Source organism: Paenibacillus sp. (assembly GCF_031177825.1).
Taxonomy (GTDB): Bacteria; Bacillota; Bacilli; order Paenibacillales; family YIM-B00363; genus Paenibacillus_AE.
Map to the genome: position 1 here is coordinate 42,928 of NZ_JAPSKE010000024.1, position 15,925 is coordinate 58,852.

A 15,925-nucleotide genomic window follows, 5' to 3' on the forward strand; every position below is an offset into this window, starting at 1 on the left:
GATCTTCAGTATAGCGAAAACGCGCCCCCGCGACCGAATCGCAGCCGCTTCGGCGGCGGGCGGCCGGGGAGCGCTCGCGGCGGAGCTACTTGTTGTTCAAATTGCGCAGCACCTGCGGCATCGGGGCGGCCGGCTCCGCTTTCGAGTCGGCCCGCTTGCGCTTGTTCGAGGAAGCTTCCGATGCCGGTCCGGGGTTTCCGGACGTAAACCGGGCGGCGTCCATGCCGTCCATAATGTTCAAGGCTAGCCCCTCCTTCGGCGAAATCCGCCTTCCGTAGTATGCCATCCGGAAGGCCGGCCTTATCCTTCCCAGGACACCGCACCCTATTCGCGATGGGGCCTAGGACGTGCCGAGTCGCCGCGACAAAAAGTTTCGAAGGGAGGGATGAAACGCGCTATTGTTGGATATAGTAACAACGGTAGACTTTATTGTGGAGGTACACACAGCATGCAGACAGGTACAGTGAAATGGTTTAACGCGGAAAAAGGTTATGGCTTCATCGAGGTTGAAGGGGGAGACGACGTCTTCGTACACTTCAGCGCCATTCAGGGCGAAGGGTTCAAGACGTTGGACGAAGGTCAACGCGTGGAATTCAACGTGGTTCAAGGCAACCGCGGTCCGCAAGCGGAGAACGTCGTAAAATTGTAAAAAGCCGCCGAACCCTCACACCGCCTCCGACATCGCGTCGGAGGCGGTTTTTATGATTTTGTAAAGCAAGAATCGCGCGTTTGTAATATGAGGTTCATGGGATAGACAGCGGTTACAAAGCAGACCTATAATCGAACCAAATCTTGGGTCGAATTCGGTCGAATCGAATCGAATTCAGTCGTCGAAGGGGGCTTCCCTTTGTCTTGGTATCGGAATCGTACGCGTTGGTTGGCGGCTTTCGCCGGATATATCGCGTTGATACATCTAGAGGTGACGTTGGAGCTCGCGCCGCCGCTCGTCTGGTTATCGCTGCAGTGCGTCATCCCGGCCTTCGCTTGGCTGCTGCTGCGACACGTCTCCCGTCGAAGCGAGGGCAGCTATCGGACGTTCTGGAAGCTGATTTCGACCGGGTGTTTGTTTTATTTTCTGGCCTTGCTCGTCTGGACTTATTATGAAGAAATCGCAGGCGTCGATCCGCCCGTTCCGAGTGTCGCGGACGCGTTATGGTACGCCCAGACCGTCCTGTTCATCGCGGCGATCTGTTTCTTGATGGCGAAAGAGCGAAGCGTATATCAAGGCGTGAAGGTCGCGATCGATGCGTTCATCATCTTGATCGTCGTCGCCGCTGCCATGTGGAAATATTTCATGGAGCCCAACCTCGATATGATGCTGGCGGAGCGGGACTGGGCCTCCATCGCATCCGTCGCCGTCTATCCCGTCTCCGACCTGGTCATCGTCTTCTGCCTGCTCTACATCGGATATGCGTATCGGGGGCTGTTCGCTCCGAGGGTGCAAGGATTTCTCACGGCGGGGCTGCTGCTCTTCGTCTGCGGCGACGTCTTGTTCATGGCGGGCTTTACCGGCGGCGCCGATACCGAAGGATGGGCGGACGTCGGCTATGCGGCCGCGATGTTCGCTTTGACCTCCGCGGGGATATACGCCTTGGGCGGCCGTACGGACGGAGTGTCGGAACGGCATCGTTCCGGTTGGGGCGAGAATCTTAGATACCTGCTCCCATACGGCGCCGCCGCCTTTCTTCTCGTGCTGCCGATTACGCAGCCCGGCGAGGAGCGAATCGAATCGCTCGTCGCGAACGGCGCGATCGTGAGCTTGATTATGCTGCGGCAGGCGTTCGTCATGATGGAAAACCGGGCGCTGCTGCGAGGAACGAATCGTTTGCTCCGCGAGACCGACTACTTGGCGAATCACGACACGCTCACGGGCCTCCCGAACCGCATGCATTTCGAAAATGCGCTGGCCGAAGCGCTCGAAACGTCGCCTTCGTCCGACGAACGCGTCGCGGTCCTGTTTTTCGATCTCGACCGCTTCAAGTATATTAACGACAGCTACGGACACGACGTCGGGGACGCGCTCCTCAGGGAGGTCGCGGACCGGTTGGAGGCCGAAGCGGAGGGAAGGCATATCGTCTCCCGTCGGGGCGGCGACGAATTCACGGTGCTGCTGCAAGGCATGCGTTCCGACGCCGAGATCGGCGAGTGGGCGGAGCGGTTCTTGCGTTGTCTCGCGAAGCCGATCGAGTGGAGAACCCACGAGCTGATGACGGGCGCGAGCGTGGGCATCGCGGTGTGTCCGCAGGACGCCCGCTTGCCGTCGGGACTTCTGAAGAACGCCGACGCCGCCATGTACAAGGCGAAGACGCTAGGAGGCGGACGATACTGCTTCTTCACCGAGGAGCTGGATCGAAGCTACACGCGGAAAGCGGCCTTGGAACATTCGCTCCGCAGAGCGCTGGATCGCGGGGAGCTCGTGCTGCACTATCAGCCGTTGTACGAGACGGTCAGCGGACGGCTGGTCGGGGCGGAGGCGCTTCTCCGATGGCAGCGGAAGAACGGAGCGCTCGTCTCTCCGGCGGAATTCATCCCGCTCGCGGAGGAGACGGGGCTTATCGTCGGTATCGGCGAGTGGGCGCTCCGCGAGGCGTGCCGATTCGCGAGGCGTTGGCTGGACGCGTGTCCGGAGCCGTTCGAGATTTCCGTGAACGTATCTCCGGTGCAATTCCGACAGCCGGATTTCGCGGATCGAACGATGGATGTCCTGCGCGAGACGGGCGTGCCCCCGGGAGCTCTCGTTCTGGAAATTACGGAGAGCTTGACGCGGGACGACGAGGCGATCCGCAAGCTCGAATTTTTCAAAAAGCAGGGCATCCATATTTCGTTGGACGATTTCGGCACCGGGTATTCGTCCTTGAGCGACCTGCATCTTCTTCCCGTCGAAACGCTGAAGATCGCGCAGACCTTCACGAAGGATATGCTGAGCAGCGAAAAGCAATGCCGCATCGTGAAGGCGATCGTCGCGCTCGCGAAGAGCTTGGACTTAGCGATCGTCGCCGAAGGGGTGGAGACGGAGGAGCAGTTCTTGTTCATGCATCGGGTAGGGTGCGACATGATCCAGGGGTACTATTTTTCCAAGCCGATGCCGGAGGAGGAGCTGCTGGCGAAATCGGGCCGATCCGCGTCTTGACGCATTGACCGGCGACCCGCTCTGTTGTACCCTTGGGAAGCGTCTTCGACGCTATCGAAAGAGAAGGGGTTCGGCTCAGCCGGGGAATGATTTTGAATACGAGGAAATTTTTCACCAATCCGTACGGCGTCGCCGCTTCGGCGGTCGTATGCACGGCGTTATGGGGGAGCGCCTTCCCCGTTATTAAGCGAAGCTACGAGGCGCTCGACATTCGCCCCGACGAGACGGCGGAGCTGCTCTGGTTCGCGGGACTGCGATTTCTGCTGGCGGCGATCCTGATCCTGATCTTCGCCTCGCTGATGAGAAGCAACGTAGGACTGCGGCGAAGCGCGCTGCCGTCGTTGCTGAAGATCGGCGTCTTCCAGACGTTCTTGCAGTACGTGTTGTTTTACATCGGCCTCAGCTTGTCCACGGGCATGCAAGGCGCGGTCATCTCGGGAACGACCTCCTTCTTCCAGATGCTCTTCGCGCACTTCCTGTACGCGGACGACAAGCTGAACGTCCGCAAGGCGGCCGGGCTGCTCGTCGGCTTCGCGGGCGTCGTCGCCGTGAACCTGACGCAAGGGGCGTTCGAGCTGCGCTTCGGCGCCGGCGAACTCTGCTTGCTGCTCGCCATGGCGGCCGCCGGACTCGGCAACTTGTTCGCCCGAGACGGTTCGGCCTCGCTGCCCGTGGCGTACCTCACCGGCTACCAGATGCTCTTCGGGGCGATCGGCCTGCTGGCGGCGGGCGCGTCGGCGGCAGGCGGCTGGCTGCATCTAGACTTCACGCTTGCGTCGGCGGGGATGCTGGCGTACTTGGCCTTCCTGTCGGCGGCCGGTTTCGTCTTGTGGAACACGATCATGAAGTACAATCGCGTGGGCAACGTCTCGATGTACTTGTTCCTCATTCCGGTGTTCGGCGTGCTGCTGTCCGCCTTGCTGCTCGGCGAGGCGCTCCACCGGTACATCTTGCTCGGGCTCGTCCTCGTGGCGGCCGGCATCGTCGTCGTCAATCGGAAGAAGGAAGCGCCGCATGCGGAAGAAGCGGTCGGATAAGGGGAAACCCTCGTCCGGCCGCTTTTTTTCTTGCTTTCGCGGGCGCCGGCGCCGTGCGGATTCGCGGGTCGCGAATGGGACGCGAAATTCCGAGGGATAGTACCAATGATGGAAATCTATCGAGGAGGAGGCTCGCCATGATCAGACTTCGAATCGGCGCCGTCCTGCTGCTGATGCTGTCGCTGCTGACGGCCGCAAGCCCGGCGGCGGGCGCGGCGTCGGCGCGGACGGATACGCCGTTTCACTTCGGGTTCAAGAAGAGCAAGAACGGAGAGCCCGCATCGATCGCGCAGGAACCGTTCCTGCCGCTCGTCGAGAAGCACGGTGCGCTCTTTAAGGGGGACGGCACGCGCAAGACGTTATACCTGACGTTCGACAACGGGTACGAGAACGGGTTTACGGCGAAAATTCTGGATGTGCTGAAGGAGAAGAAAGTGCCGGCCATCTTCTTCGTCACGGGCCAATATATCAAGGAGCAGCCGGAGCTGCTGCGCCGGATGGCGGACGAGGGGCACCTGATCGGCAACCACTCGTGGAGCCACCCGGATCTGACGACCGTATCCGACGCGGAGCTCGAGCGGGAGCTGGAGCGGGTGAAGGCGGGCGTCGCCGCCGCGACGAAGCAGAAGGACATGCTGTTTCTGCGGCCGCCGCGCGGCATCTTCAGCGACCGGACGCTCGCGGCTAGCAAGAAGCTCGGGTACGTCAACGTGTTCTGGTCGGTGGCGTACGTCGATTGGGATACGAAGCGGCAGAAGGGCGCAGAGTACGCGTTCCGCCAAGTGACCGCCCAGCTGCATCCGGGCGCGATCCTGCTGCTGCATTCCGTCTCGAAGGACAACGCGGACGCGATGGCTCGCATCATCGACTACGCCAGAGCGCAAGGGTATGAATTCGAAAGCTTGCATTCGCTGCTTCTGCCGACGCCGTAACCGCGCGGCCGCGGCGTCGCGCTTCAGCCTCCCCGTTCGCGGGGGGGCTGCATTTTCGCGCGTAACGGTAGTTGGGGGTTCGCATTCCTGCTAGAATGAAATCAATAGGTTCATATAACGTGAAAAAGCGGGTCGTCCGATGAGTCGTAAGAAAATCTGGATTTTGGCGGCTTTTGCAGTGCTCATGTTCTTCCGGGGCTACACTCTCTTCGTCGCGGAAGCCCCTTCGCCGCAAGCGGCCGGGGGGATTCTGGATTTGCGGGATTGGAATCTCGCGGAGGACGGCACCGTCCGGTTGGAAGGAGAGTGGCTGTTCTACCCGTCCGCCTATGTCGATCCCTCGGCGGAAGACCCGCCGGCCGTCGAGCCGGTCCCCCTGCAGGTGCCGGGCAAGTGGGACGGCGCCCTATCGGAAGACGGGGACACGACGTTCGGATACGGTACGTACCGGCTCCGGGTGCTGCTCTCCGACGAGGATGCGGACCGGCTCGCGTTGGCGGTGCGTTCGTCCAACGTGCGGACGGCGCACCGGCTGTACGTCTCCGGCGAGCCCGTCGGCGGCAGCGGATCGCCCGGCGTCGACCGGGCGTCGACGTCTCCGCAAAATACGCCGTACGTCGCCGAGACGGCGGTACGAGGCGATACGCTAACGTTGACCGTCCACGCGGCCAACTTCCATTACGGCAATCAGGGCGGCGTCTTCGACACGTTCCAGCTCGGCACCGTACACAACGTCGTGCGCGAGGAGCAGGTCGAGAAGATGGTAGAGACGATTCTCGGCGCGCTGTTCCTCACCTTAGGGCTGATGTTTATCGCGGTCTACGCCCTGCGCCGGCAAAACCCGGAGCTGTTCTGGTTCGGGTGCTTCTTTCTCGCGTATTTGGCATTCGGGGCGACGCACGGGGAGAAGCTGTTGTTCGTCTGGTGGCCGACGCTGAGCTACGAGTGGCAGAGCAAGATCCAGATGTTATCGTCTCTCTCGATTTACTTCACGATTCTTTGGTTCGTTCGGTATATGTTCCCCCGGTTTGCGTCCCGTTGGGTGGTCCGTCTATCGTCGGTCGTCACGGCGTTGCTTGCGATCTTCTGCCTCTTAACCGAGGTGTTCGTGTATTCGTCCTGGGATTACTTGCTTATGGGCTTCGAAGGTCTCTTGTCGTTGTACTTGATCGTGTGGCTGCTCGCCGGCGTGTTGACCCGCGAGACCGAATCGGTATATGCGCTGCTCGGCGCGCTCTGTCTGTTCTATGAGCATCTGTTCGTCGGGCTGACGTTCCTCGGCTTCCAGCCGTCCAACCTCTTCTTTCCGATCGAGATGCTAGCTTTCGTCTTTTCGATGGGCGTGCTGATCGCCAAGCGATTCTTCGACAACCTGAAGAAGGTCGAGGAGGCTTCCAGACAGCTGGTGCAAGCCGACCGGATGAAGAGCGAATTTCTGGCGACGACGTCCCACGAGCTGCGCACGCCGCTGCACGGGATGATCAACATGGCGCAGCTTTCGTTGGACGAGGGCGGGCTCGACGCCGCGAAGGCGGAACGGCTTCGCTTAATCGTGTCGACGGGCCGCAACCTGTCTCATCTGTTGGAGGATATTCTCGACTTGTCCCGGCTGAACGAAGGCACGATGCACATCGATTTGAAGGCGGTCGATTTGCGAACGGCCGCGGAAAACGTATGGGAGCTGCTTCCGTACGTGTCCGAGGATCGGACCGTCCGCTTCGAGAATCGGGTGGCGAGCGATCTGCCGAAGGTGTTGGCGGACGATCAGCGGGTGATGCAAATTTTGTTCAACTTGCTGAGCAACGCCATGAAGCACGCCGACGCGAAGACGATCGCCGTCGAAGCCGAGACGGTCGGCTCGTTCGTCGAAATATCGGTGACGGACGACGGGAAGGGGATCCCGCCGGATCAGCTCGACGCCATCTTCGACGAGTTCCGGCAAGGGTACGCGGAAGGCGAGGCCGCGCCGAAGGGAGCGGGTCTCGGCCTCGCCATTACGCGGAAGCTGGTCGAGCTGCAGCGGGGATCGATCTCCGTCGAGTCGAATCCGGGCCGGCATACGGCGTTTCGCTTCACGCTCCCTCTGGCGCCGGCGTCGGTGCTCGCGGAGACGGCCGCCGCCTCGGCGAAGCTGGAGGAGCGAAGCAAGGCCGCCTTGCAGGACGCGTCCGGATGGAAGAACCGATCCGAGCCGGAGGATCGGCCGAGGGCGATGGAGAAGTCGTACCGCAAGGAAGTGAGGGACGCCCCGCGCATCCTGCTCGTCGAGGACGACCCGGTCAGCCTGAAAGTCGTGTACGAGCTGTTGACGAACGAGCGGTACAGCGTCGACGCGGTGTCGGACGGCTCGCAGGCGATGCGGGCGCTGACGGGCGCGCCGCGATGGGACGCCGTCATTCTCGACGTCTCCCTGCCCGGCAAGACGGGGTACGAGCTATGCCGGTTCATCCGGAGCCGGTTCTCGTTCCATGAACTGCCGGTCTTGTTCTTGACGGCCCGAAGTCAGCCGGCGGACTTGATGGCCGGCTTCGACGCCGGCGCGAACGATTACGTGCTGAAACCGGTCGATTCCGCAGAGCTGAAAGCGCGCGTGCGCACGCTGCTGCAGCTGAAGCTGTCCGTCAGGGAGAAGCTGCATATGGAGATGGCGCTCATCCAAGCGCAGATCAAGCCGCATTTCCTGTTCAACGCGCTCAACACGATCGCCAGCCTGAGCGAGACGGATCCCGACCGGATGCGGGAGGTGCTGACGGACTTCGGCTTGTATTTGAAGAACAGCTTCGATCTTCGCAATCTGAACGACGTCGTGCCGTTCGCGATGGAGTGGACGCTCGTCGAATCGTACTTGTCCGTAGAGCGGGCGCGCTTCGGAGAGCGGATGCGCATCGTCGCGAACGTGCCGGAGTTCGCCGCGTTCGACCTGCCGCCGCTGTCGATCCAGCCGATCGTCGAGAACGCGCTGCGGCACGGCATCCTGAAGAAGCCCGGCGGCGGCGAGGTGCGGATCGACGTCGAGCTCGGGATGGATCGAATCGTCGTCGCCGTCTCGGACGACGGGATCGGCTTCGCGGACGGAACGGCCGAGCGCATCTTGTCGGGACGGCACGAGGGCGGCATCGGACTGACGAACATTCATCGACGCTTGCTGCACGTATACGGCCGAGGGCTGACGATCGAGTCCTCGCCGGAACGGGGATCGACCGTTCGCTTCGAAATTCCGATCGGAACGAAGGAGGTGCCTACCGAAACCGATGAACATGAGAGCCATCATTCTGGATGACGAACCGCTGTCGCTCGCCGGCATGGAACGCATGCTTCGGCGCCAAGGGGTCGACGTGCTCGGCGCATTCTTGGATCCGCGCGAGGCGCTGCATCAAGCGGAGTCGCTTGCGGCGGACGTCGCCTTCGTCGATATCGAGATGCCGGGGATGAACGGGATCGCCGCGGCGGAGCGGCTGCTCGCGCGGCTTCCCGACGTGCAGATCGTGTTCGTGACGGCGTACGATCAATACGCCGTGAGCGCTTTCGAGCTGAACGCGACGGACTACTTGCTGAAGCCGGTGCAGACGAAGCGGCTCGAGACGACGCTGGCGCGGCTTGCGTCGCGGATGACCCGATCGTCCGGCGAGGACGAGGCGGAAGGGAAACGGGCCGCGCCGACGTTATGCTGCTTCCATCGGCTTAGCGTATGGGCGGGCGAAGGGGAAGAGCGGGCGCTGGATATCCCTTGGCGCACGACGAAGGCGAAGGAGGTATTCTCGTACTTGCTTCATATGCGGGACCGCGCGGTATCCAAAGACGCCTTGCTCGATCTCATGTGGCCGGAGATGGATCTTCTCAAAGCCCAGACGCACCTGCATACGACCGTGTATCAAATTCGCCAGACGGTGAAGGGACTGGCGCTGCCGGTCAAGCTGAACTTCGTGGACGGCGGCTATCGGCTCGAGCTGCGCGACGTCGCGGTGGACGTCGACCTGTGGGAGCGAGGGCTGGCGGCTTTGGCCGACAGGGATCCGCTGCCGGTCGAGGAGCTGCAGCGCTGGATGGCGTTGTATCGGGGCGATTACTTCGAGCAAGAAGGCTATCTATGGGCGGAGCAGGAGCGGGAACGGCTCCGGATGAAGTGGCTGGAGCGCGCGCTGCGCTTCGCCGGCGAGCTGGGCGGACGATCGTGGAGCAGCGTCGCCTATTCGCTGCTGACGGATGTGATCGCCCGGTTCCCGTCCGTGCAAGAGAGCTATTCGCTATTGATGCGAATGTTTCATCGGCAGGGACAGGCGCAGGAGGTGCGGCGCACGTACGCGCAGATGCGGGCGGCGCTGCGGGAAGAGACCGGCGAGGAACCGGAGCGTGGCATCGCGGCTTGGTACGAGGAGCATTATGGAAGAGCGTAACGAGGGAACGGGGGCGGCATCGCGGCCCCCGTTCTTTTTTTGTTCAGTTTTTGTTCAGCGGGGGGTGCTACAATTGGTAAAAACAAGGAACGGTTGGGAAGCGAGAAGGAGCTGAGTCAGGGATGGCGACGATATTAATCGTGGACGACGCCGCTTTTTTGCGGGTCATGTTGAAGGATCTGTTGGAGAGGGCCGGACATACGGTCGTAACGGAGGCGTCGAACGGGGTAGAGGCGATCGATAAGTATCGGGCGTATCGTCCCGAGCTCGTCATTCTCGACCTGAACATGCCGGAGATGGGCGGCATCGAAGCGCTCGAACACATCATGCGGATGGACGCGAAGGCGAAGGTCATCATGTGCTCCGCGCTCGGCCACAAGCACTTGATCGTCAATTCGGTTCATCGCGGCGCGAAGGATTATATCCTGAAGCCCTTCAACGCGGACCGGGTGTTGAGCGCGATCGATCGCGTCTTTCGTCCGTCCGTCTTGATGGCGGAGTGACGGAAATATAGTATTGCCGGGGCGGTTCGTGTAAGATGGGAGCAAACCTATCGAAGGGACCGTGAGGAAATCATGACGCGTGGAAGCCTTGGAAGCGAAAAGACATTGCGAATCGGAATCGCGGGCACCGGTTGGTTCTCGAAGGTGCATGCGGACAAGCTGACGAAGACGGACGGCGTACGCGTCGCGGCGATCTTGGGCACGACGAAGGAGAAGGCGGACGCGATGGCCGCCGGCTTCGACGCCGCGCGCGGCTACGCGTCGATGCAGGACATGTTGGACGGGGAGAAGCTGGACGCCGTCTATCTATGCGTGCCCCCGATGGCGCACGGGGACATGGAGCGTCAGCTGATCGAACGGGGCATCCCGTTCTTGGTGGAGAAGCCGCTCGGGATCGACGCCGCGCTGCCGAAGGAGCTGCTCGGTCGAATCCGGGACAAGGGATTGATTACATCGGTCGGGTATCATTTTCGTTATCGAACGATTTCGGAGCGGCTGCGCTCGATCTTGGCGGAGCGTACGATCGGGATGGCGACGGGCGGCTGGATGGGCGGTATGCCGGGCGTGCCGTGGTGGAGAAGCATGGGAGGCTCCGGAGGGCAATTCGTCGAGCAGACGACGCATCTCGTCGATCTGCTTCGCTACGCCGCCGGCGAGATCGACGAAGTGTATGCCGCTTACGGAAACCGCGAGATGCATAAGACGCACGAGAACGTGACGGTGCCGGACGTCGGCTCGGTCGTGCTGAAGCTGAGCAGCGGCGCGGTGGCGTCGATTTCGAATACGTGCCTGCTGCCCGGGGACGCGGGTTCGGTGCAGTTGAGCTTCTTCACGCCGGAGGGGCGCCTCGATTGGACGCCGTCGGGCTTGACGGCGATCGGCGGCGGGAGCCGTTCCGTCTATACCGACGCGGTCGATCCGTACGCGGTCGAGAACGAGGCGTTCTTGCACGCCGTGCGCACGGGCGACGTCTCGCGCATCCGTTCCGATTACGAAGACGCGTATCGGACGCAGGCGGTGACCGCCGCGGCGAACGCATCGGCCGAGACGGGCCAACCGGTGAAAGTCGCTTATTGACCGGATCACGGGAACCGCTTCCGCCTCATGCGCGGCGGCGGTTTTTTTTCGCGGGCTTCCCCCGCATTTGTAACGCGCTTCACAGCAATTTTCCGCCGAAACTCCCATAATAGAAGGAAAGAAGGCCTTATGGCCGTAGAAACGCGGGGATGGGTATGAGAAAAAGGTTATGGGGGCTGCTCGCGCTGCTCTATGCGATAGCGGGCTTCGCGTCCGGCGTCGCGTCCGCGGACGTTTCGGCGGAGGCGGGGGCGACGTTGACGCTGCGCGGGGACGCCCATGAATACGTTCCGACGATGGAATTGTTCCGCGACGAAGCCGGCGACCGGACGATGGAGGACATTCGGTCCGTCTACGACGCCGGCTCTTTCGTTCTCTCGGAGGAGGGGACGCCGAACGACGGGTACGGGGCCCCGGTACATTGGGCGCGGTTCGAAATCGCGAACGAATCCGAGCGACGGGAGTGGCTGCTGTCGGTGGCGTACCCGCCGTTGGACCGGCTGCAGCTGTATTTGATCGATGCGTCCGGAACGGTCGTCTCGGCGACGTCGACGGGCGACGCGCTTCCGTTCGACGAGCGGCCGCTGCCGAATCGGAATTTCGTGTTCCCGATAGAATTGGAACCGGGCGAGCGGGCGACGGTATATCTGCGGACCGAAACGGAGGGCGCGCTGGCGCTGCCCGTCAGCGTCTCGTCGCCGGAGCGGTTCGTCGGCAAGGAGCAATCCGTCGTCTTGCTGCTCGGATGTTATTACGGCATTATGCTCATCATGATTATCTATAACAGCGTCTTGGCCGTCTCGCTGCGTTCCAAGGCGTACTTGTATTACGTCTTGATCAACGTGTCTACGTTGTTCTTATATTTAACGTTGAACGGTACGGCGTATCAATACATCTGGCCGGACGCGGTCTGGTGGAACAACCGGGCGATCGTCTTTTTTATCTGCTTGAGCCACGTGGCGGCGCTGCTGTTCACGCGGAACATCTTGAACATGAAGCTGGAGAGCCCGCGTCTATATCGAGCGTTCTCGGGTCTGGTCGCGCTCGAGTCCGCGAACGTCGCCGTCCTGTTCTTGGACTATCCGATCGGGCTGCAGATGTCCATCTACAGCATCGTGGCCATTCAGCTGCTGATGATCGCGGCATGCGTCGCCGGCTGGCGGAACGGCTCGCGGACGGCGAAGTATTTCCTGCTCGGCTGGGGCGTCTTCATGATCGGGGCGATGCTGTCGTCGCTGTCCGACGCGGGATGGCTCCCGATGACGTGGTGGACGACATACGCGTCTCAAGCGGGGTCCGCGTTCCAAGCGGTCGTCTTGTCCTGGGGGCTCGCCGACCACATCCAGCGGATGCGCAAGGAGAAAGACCACGCGGTCGAGCTGATGAAAGAGTCGCGGCGGCTGGCGGATACCGACGAACTGACCGGGTTGTACAACCGGAGATACGTGAGCCACGTCTTCGAAGCGGCCACGCGGGCGAGACCGGGGCGCGCGGTCTCGCTGCTGATGATCGACGTCGACCATTTCAAGAAGGTGAACGATACGTTCGGCCACGAGGCGGGGGATCAGGTGCTTCGCGAGCTGGGGCAGCTGATGAAGTCCGGTTTCCCGCGGACGGACGTGCTCGGCCGGTTCGGCGGAGAGGAGTTTATCGTGCTCCTGCCGGATACGACGATCGAAGGCGCCCGCATCGCGGCGGACCGGTTGATCGCGGCGGTGCGGGAGCAGCCGTTCGGCCAACCGAAGGGGCAGCCGTTGTACTGCACCGTAAGCATCGGCGTCGCGCAGTGGAAGGGCGGGGACGAGACGTTCCCGCAGCTGATCCGGCGAGCCGACGAGGCGCTGTACGAGGCGAAGCGGGAAGGGCGCAACCGCGTATCGGTCGCGGGCAAAGCGGGTTGAGGCGCGGCGGCGTTCCGACGTTCGGGGCATGTGATGCAGGGGTATTACTTACAGTAAGCCGATGGAGAAGGAAGCGGTTCGCGAGCGGCTGGCGCGATGCGATGCGAACCTAGGGAACGGTCCGACGACAAGTCGGGCCTTTTCTTTCTACGACCGACCAATTCACGCACGCGGGGCGTCCCAATTTATAGCTCACTACCAAGATGAACTCGTGTTGTGCGGCCAATTGGGGAGGAGTTCCTCAACTTTCGGGGTGGGGTGCCCTAATTATTGCGGAGAAGCGCCCCGATTTATAGCTCACTACCAAGATGAACTCGTGTTGTACGGCCAATTGGGGAGGAGTTCCTCAATTTTCGGGGTGGGATGCCCTAATTATTGCGGAGAAGCGCCCCAATTTATAGCTCACTACCAAGATGAAACTCGTGTTATGCGGCCAATTGGGGAGAGTTCCTCAATTTTCGGGGTGGCATGCCCTAATTATTGCGGAGAAGCGCCCCAATTTAATTCGTTCCTGATTCCTGTAGTGAACGGTCAGTCGTGCTGCGGAACGGGCGGGGGGACGTAGTGCTGGGTCGGTATGCGCAAAATATCATATACGGGCGCGCCCTTTCCAGCCCAAACCGCTTCATATCGGCAAAACTTCATATATCTAAGCCTACAGTCGCCCGCATCGCCAGGATGATATGAAAGTTTGCTTATATTTTTTTGCTCAAATGTTTCCGGGAGTCGCGGAACAGCGCCGAAAACGGTTCGGCGCCGGCGCGCATGTACAACGCCGACGGTTTTCCTTATACTGGGTTCGAACGATAGGAGGCTGCATAGGCATGGCAACGGTATTGTATATCGAGGATGATACGGAAATCGCCGGATGGGTCCGAGAGCATCTGGAGCGAGCCGGACATAAAGTCGTTTGGCTGCCCTCCGGGGAAGGGGCGGTAGAACGCGCGCGGGACGCGGACATCGTCGTCTTGGACGTCATGCTGCCGGGGCTCGACGGATTTACGGTCGGCCGGCGGCTGAAGGCGGAGGCGCCGGGCAGGCCCGTCCTGATGTTGTCCGCGCGCGTCGCGGTGGAGGACAAGCTGACCGGATTGCAATTCGCGGACGATTACTTGACGAAGCCGTTCCACCCCGAGGAGCTGACGGCCCGCATCGACGTGCTGCTGCGCCGCGCCGGAGCGGGCGCGCCGGAGGAGCTCGCCGTCGGCCACCTGACGGTGCGCATGCGGGACAACGTCGTCGTCGACGGACGAACGGGCGAGGAGATCGCGCTCACCGGCAAACAATTTCATATCTTCATGTACCTGCTGCGGCGCCCCAATCAAATCGCGACGAAAGAACAAATCTACGAGGCGGTGTGGGGCGAGCCGTATCTCGACGGCGATAAGACGCTGATGGTGCACATTCGACATCTGCGGGAGAAGATCGAGCTCGATCCGGCGGCGCCGACGATTCTGGAGACGATCCGGGGGATCGGCTATCGGGTAAGGCTATGAGCGATCGGAGCCAGAAGCTGAAGGTGAAGAAGAGACATTCGCTGTTGTGGAAGTACTTGCTGCTGATCGCGATCGCGGTCGTGCTGCTGCCGGTCGCGTTCACGACGATCACGGTCCTCTTCTACGAGCCGTCGCGCGGCGTGCTGCCGGACGGGAAGGGAGGCTTCCTGTCGGCGCTCGACGTCGAGCGGCTGTGGCACGAGGAGGCGCGGTCGCTCGAGGCGGAACCGCAAGCCGAAGTGATGGCGAGCCTCGAACGGTGGCAAGCCGAGTACCCGGATTCCACGGTCGTCTGGGTGGACGCCGAGGGGCGGAGGGTCGCGCAGGCGCCGGAGACGGCGGGCTATCCGGCGTCGTGGACGAGGGCGGAGACGATCCGATTCATGAAGGACGGGTACGACGCGGATCCGTTCACCGTCGTGGCGCAGCTCGGCGCGGAAGGCGAGAGAGGTTTCTTGGCGCTTACGGTGCCGCGCCGCGTGTTCGAGTCCGAGCCGGTCAACCGGTACGGCTTGGGCGAATACAGCGCGATCATCGGCACGTTCCTCGCGTTGGCGCTGTTCATGGCGGTGTCCGCCATGTTTTTCTACCGCGTGCGGGCGCGCCTGCTCCGGCTGCGGGACGCGATGACGTCGCCGTCCGCGCCGGGCGGACTGCCGGAGCCGGTGGCCCCGAAGCTGGAAGATGAGGTCGGACAACTCGAGCGGGCGTTCAACGACATGCTCGCGGAGCTGACCCACAGCCGCGAGCGGGAGCGGGAGGAGGAGGCGCTGCGCCGGGAGCTGATCGCCAGTCTCTCCCACGATCTTCGGACGCCGCTGACGGCGATTCGCGGACACGCGTACCGTCTGGCGCAGGAAGCGTCGACCGAGGCCGGCCGGGAATCGGCGGCGCTCATCGACCGCAGGATCGGGCAGATGGACCGGCTCATCGACAATCTGCTGTCGTACACGCTGCTCTCCGCCGGCAAATACCCGTTCCACCCGAAGCCGACCGACGTCGCGCGTCTCGTGCGCACGTCCTGCGCGGGCTGGTACGCGACGTTCGAACGGGAAGGGTTCGAGATCGACGTCGAGCTGCCGGAGGAAGCCGTCGTCTGGGACATCGATCCGGGCTGGATGGAACGGGTGCTGGATAACCTGTTCCAGAACGTGCTGCGGCATGCGAAGGAAGGCCGATACGTCGGCGTGCGGCTCGGCGTCGACGCGCGGGGCGAAGCCCGGATCGCGATCGCCGATCGCGGCGGCGGCATGGAGTGCGGCTCCGCCGAGAAGGGGGCGGGCATCGGTCTGTCGATCGCGGAGCTGATGCTGCGGGACATGCGGCTTCGCTGGTCGTTCGAGAGCGGCCCGTCCGGCACGACGGTGACGATCGTCCGAAATTTAAACGAATCTTAACCTTGGCCCCTCCTTCGTCTTAACCTTGGCCCGATATGATAGGGGGCGAGGTGAAGAG

The 15,925-nt window shown here is 62.1% G+C and carries 12 protein-coding genes; 11 read left to right on the forward strand and 1 reads right to left on the reverse strand.

The window, feature by feature from the left end; genetic code table 11:
- Positions 1-85: 85 nt before the first annotated feature.
- Complete coding sequence (locus RIN49_RS22010; protein WP_309122304.1) at positions 86-241, reverse strand: hypothetical protein; 156 nt, start codon at positions 239-241, stop codon at positions 86-88.
- Positions 242-448: 207 nt separating this feature from the next.
- On the opposite strand from RIN49_RS22010, the gene RIN49_RS22015 reads away from it, so the two are divergent.
- From RIN49_RS22015 to RIN49_RS22065, 11 genes are all read left to right on the forward strand, one after another.
- Positions 449-649: a cold-shock protein gene (locus RIN49_RS22015; RefSeq protein WP_138196895.1), complete on the forward strand. Its 201-nt coding sequence runs from the start codon at positions 449-451 to the stop codon at positions 647-649.
- A 198-nt stretch (positions 650-847) separates the two neighbouring features.
- Positions 848-3,130 (forward strand): putative bifunctional diguanylate cyclase/phosphodiesterase, encoded by a 2,283-nt coding sequence (locus tag RIN49_RS22020; RefSeq protein ID WP_309122305.1) that lies wholly within the window; start codon positions 848-850, stop codon positions 3,128-3,130.
- 92 nt (positions 3,131-3,222) lie between these two features.
- Positions 3,223-4,167: a DMT family transporter gene (locus tag RIN49_RS22025; protein ID WP_309122306.1), complete on the forward strand. Its 945-nt coding sequence runs from the start codon at positions 3,223-3,225 to the stop codon at positions 4,165-4,167.
- A 137-nt stretch (positions 4,168-4,304) separates the two neighbouring features.
- A complete protein-coding gene (pdaA, locus tag RIN49_RS22030; protein ID WP_309122307.1) occupies positions 4,305-5,099 on the forward strand; it encodes a delta-lactam-biosynthetic de-N-acetylase in 795 nt (264 codons plus the stop codon).
- A gap of 139 nt (positions 5,100-5,238) precedes the next feature.
- Positions 5,239-8,379 carry an ATP-binding protein gene (locus RIN49_RS22035; protein ID WP_309122308.1) on the forward strand — a complete coding sequence of 1,047 codons (3,141 nt, stop codon included), beginning with the start codon at positions 5,239-5,241 and terminating at the stop codon, positions 8,377-8,379.
- Positions 8,351-9,493: a response regulator gene (locus RIN49_RS22040; RefSeq protein ID WP_309122309.1), complete on the forward strand. Its 1,143-nt coding sequence runs from the start codon at positions 8,351-8,353 to the stop codon at positions 9,491-9,493. The genes RIN49_RS22035 and RIN49_RS22040 overlap by 29 nt, the downstream gene beginning before the upstream one ends.
- Before the next feature lie 122 nt (positions 9,494-9,615).
- Positions 9,616-9,996, forward strand: coding sequence for a response regulator (locus tag RIN49_RS22045; protein ID WP_309122310.1), 381 nt, complete (start codon positions 9,616-9,618; stop codon positions 9,994-9,996).
- A 105-nt stretch (positions 9,997-10,101) separates the two neighbouring features.
- Positions 10,102-11,073 carry a Gfo/Idh/MocA family protein gene (locus RIN49_RS22050; protein ID WP_309122311.1) on the forward strand — a complete coding sequence of 324 codons (972 nt, stop codon included), beginning with the start codon at positions 10,102-10,104 and terminating at the stop codon, positions 11,071-11,073.
- Positions 11,074-11,228: 155 nt separating this feature from the next.
- Positions 11,229-12,974, forward strand: a complete 1,746-nt coding sequence (locus RIN49_RS22055; RefSeq protein ID WP_309122312.1) for a diguanylate cyclase — start codon at positions 11,229-11,231, stop codon at positions 12,972-12,974.
- An 824-nt stretch (positions 12,975-13,798) separates the two neighbouring features.
- A complete protein-coding gene (locus RIN49_RS22060; protein WP_309122313.1) occupies positions 13,799-14,470 on the forward strand; it encodes a response regulator transcription factor in 672 nt (223 codons plus the stop codon).
- On the forward strand, positions 14,467-15,867 hold the full coding sequence (locus RIN49_RS22065; RefSeq protein WP_309122314.1) for a sensor histidine kinase: 1,401 nt from the start codon (positions 14,467-14,469) through the stop codon (positions 15,865-15,867). The genes RIN49_RS22060 and RIN49_RS22065 overlap by 4 nt, the downstream gene beginning before the upstream one ends.
- Positions 15,868-15,925: the final 58 nt, after the last annotated feature.

Bases quoted from the DNA above. Each gene is read 5' to 3' on its own strand.
- RIN49_RS22015 (WP_138196895.1), top strand. From the start codon at position 449: ATGCAGACAGGTACAGTGAAATGGTTTAACGCGGAAAAAGGTTATGGC.
- pdaA (WP_309122307.1), top strand. From the start codon at position 4,305: ATGATCAGACTTCGAATCGGCGCCGTCCTGCTGCTGATGCTGTCGCTG.
- RIN49_RS22035 (WP_309122308.1), top strand. From the start codon at position 5,239: ATGAGTCGTAAGAAAATCTGGATTTTGGCGGCTTTTGCAGTGCTCATG.
- RIN49_RS22040 (WP_309122309.1), top strand. From the start codon at position 8,351: ATGAACATGAGAGCCATCATTCTGGATGACGAACCGCTGTCGCTCGCC.
- RIN49_RS22045 (WP_309122310.1), top strand. From the start codon at position 9,616: ATGGCGACGATATTAATCGTGGACGACGCCGCTTTTTTGCGGGTCATG.
- RIN49_RS22055 (WP_309122312.1), top strand. From the start codon at position 11,229: ATGAGAAAAAGGTTATGGGGGCTGCTCGCGCTGCTCTATGCGATAGCG.
- RIN49_RS22060 (WP_309122313.1), top strand. From the start codon at position 13,799: ATGGCAACGGTATTGTATATCGAGGATGATACGGAAATCGCCGGATGG.
- RIN49_RS22065 (WP_309122314.1), top strand. From the start codon at position 14,467: ATGAGCGATCGGAGCCAGAAGCTGAAGGTGAAGAAGAGACATTCGCTG.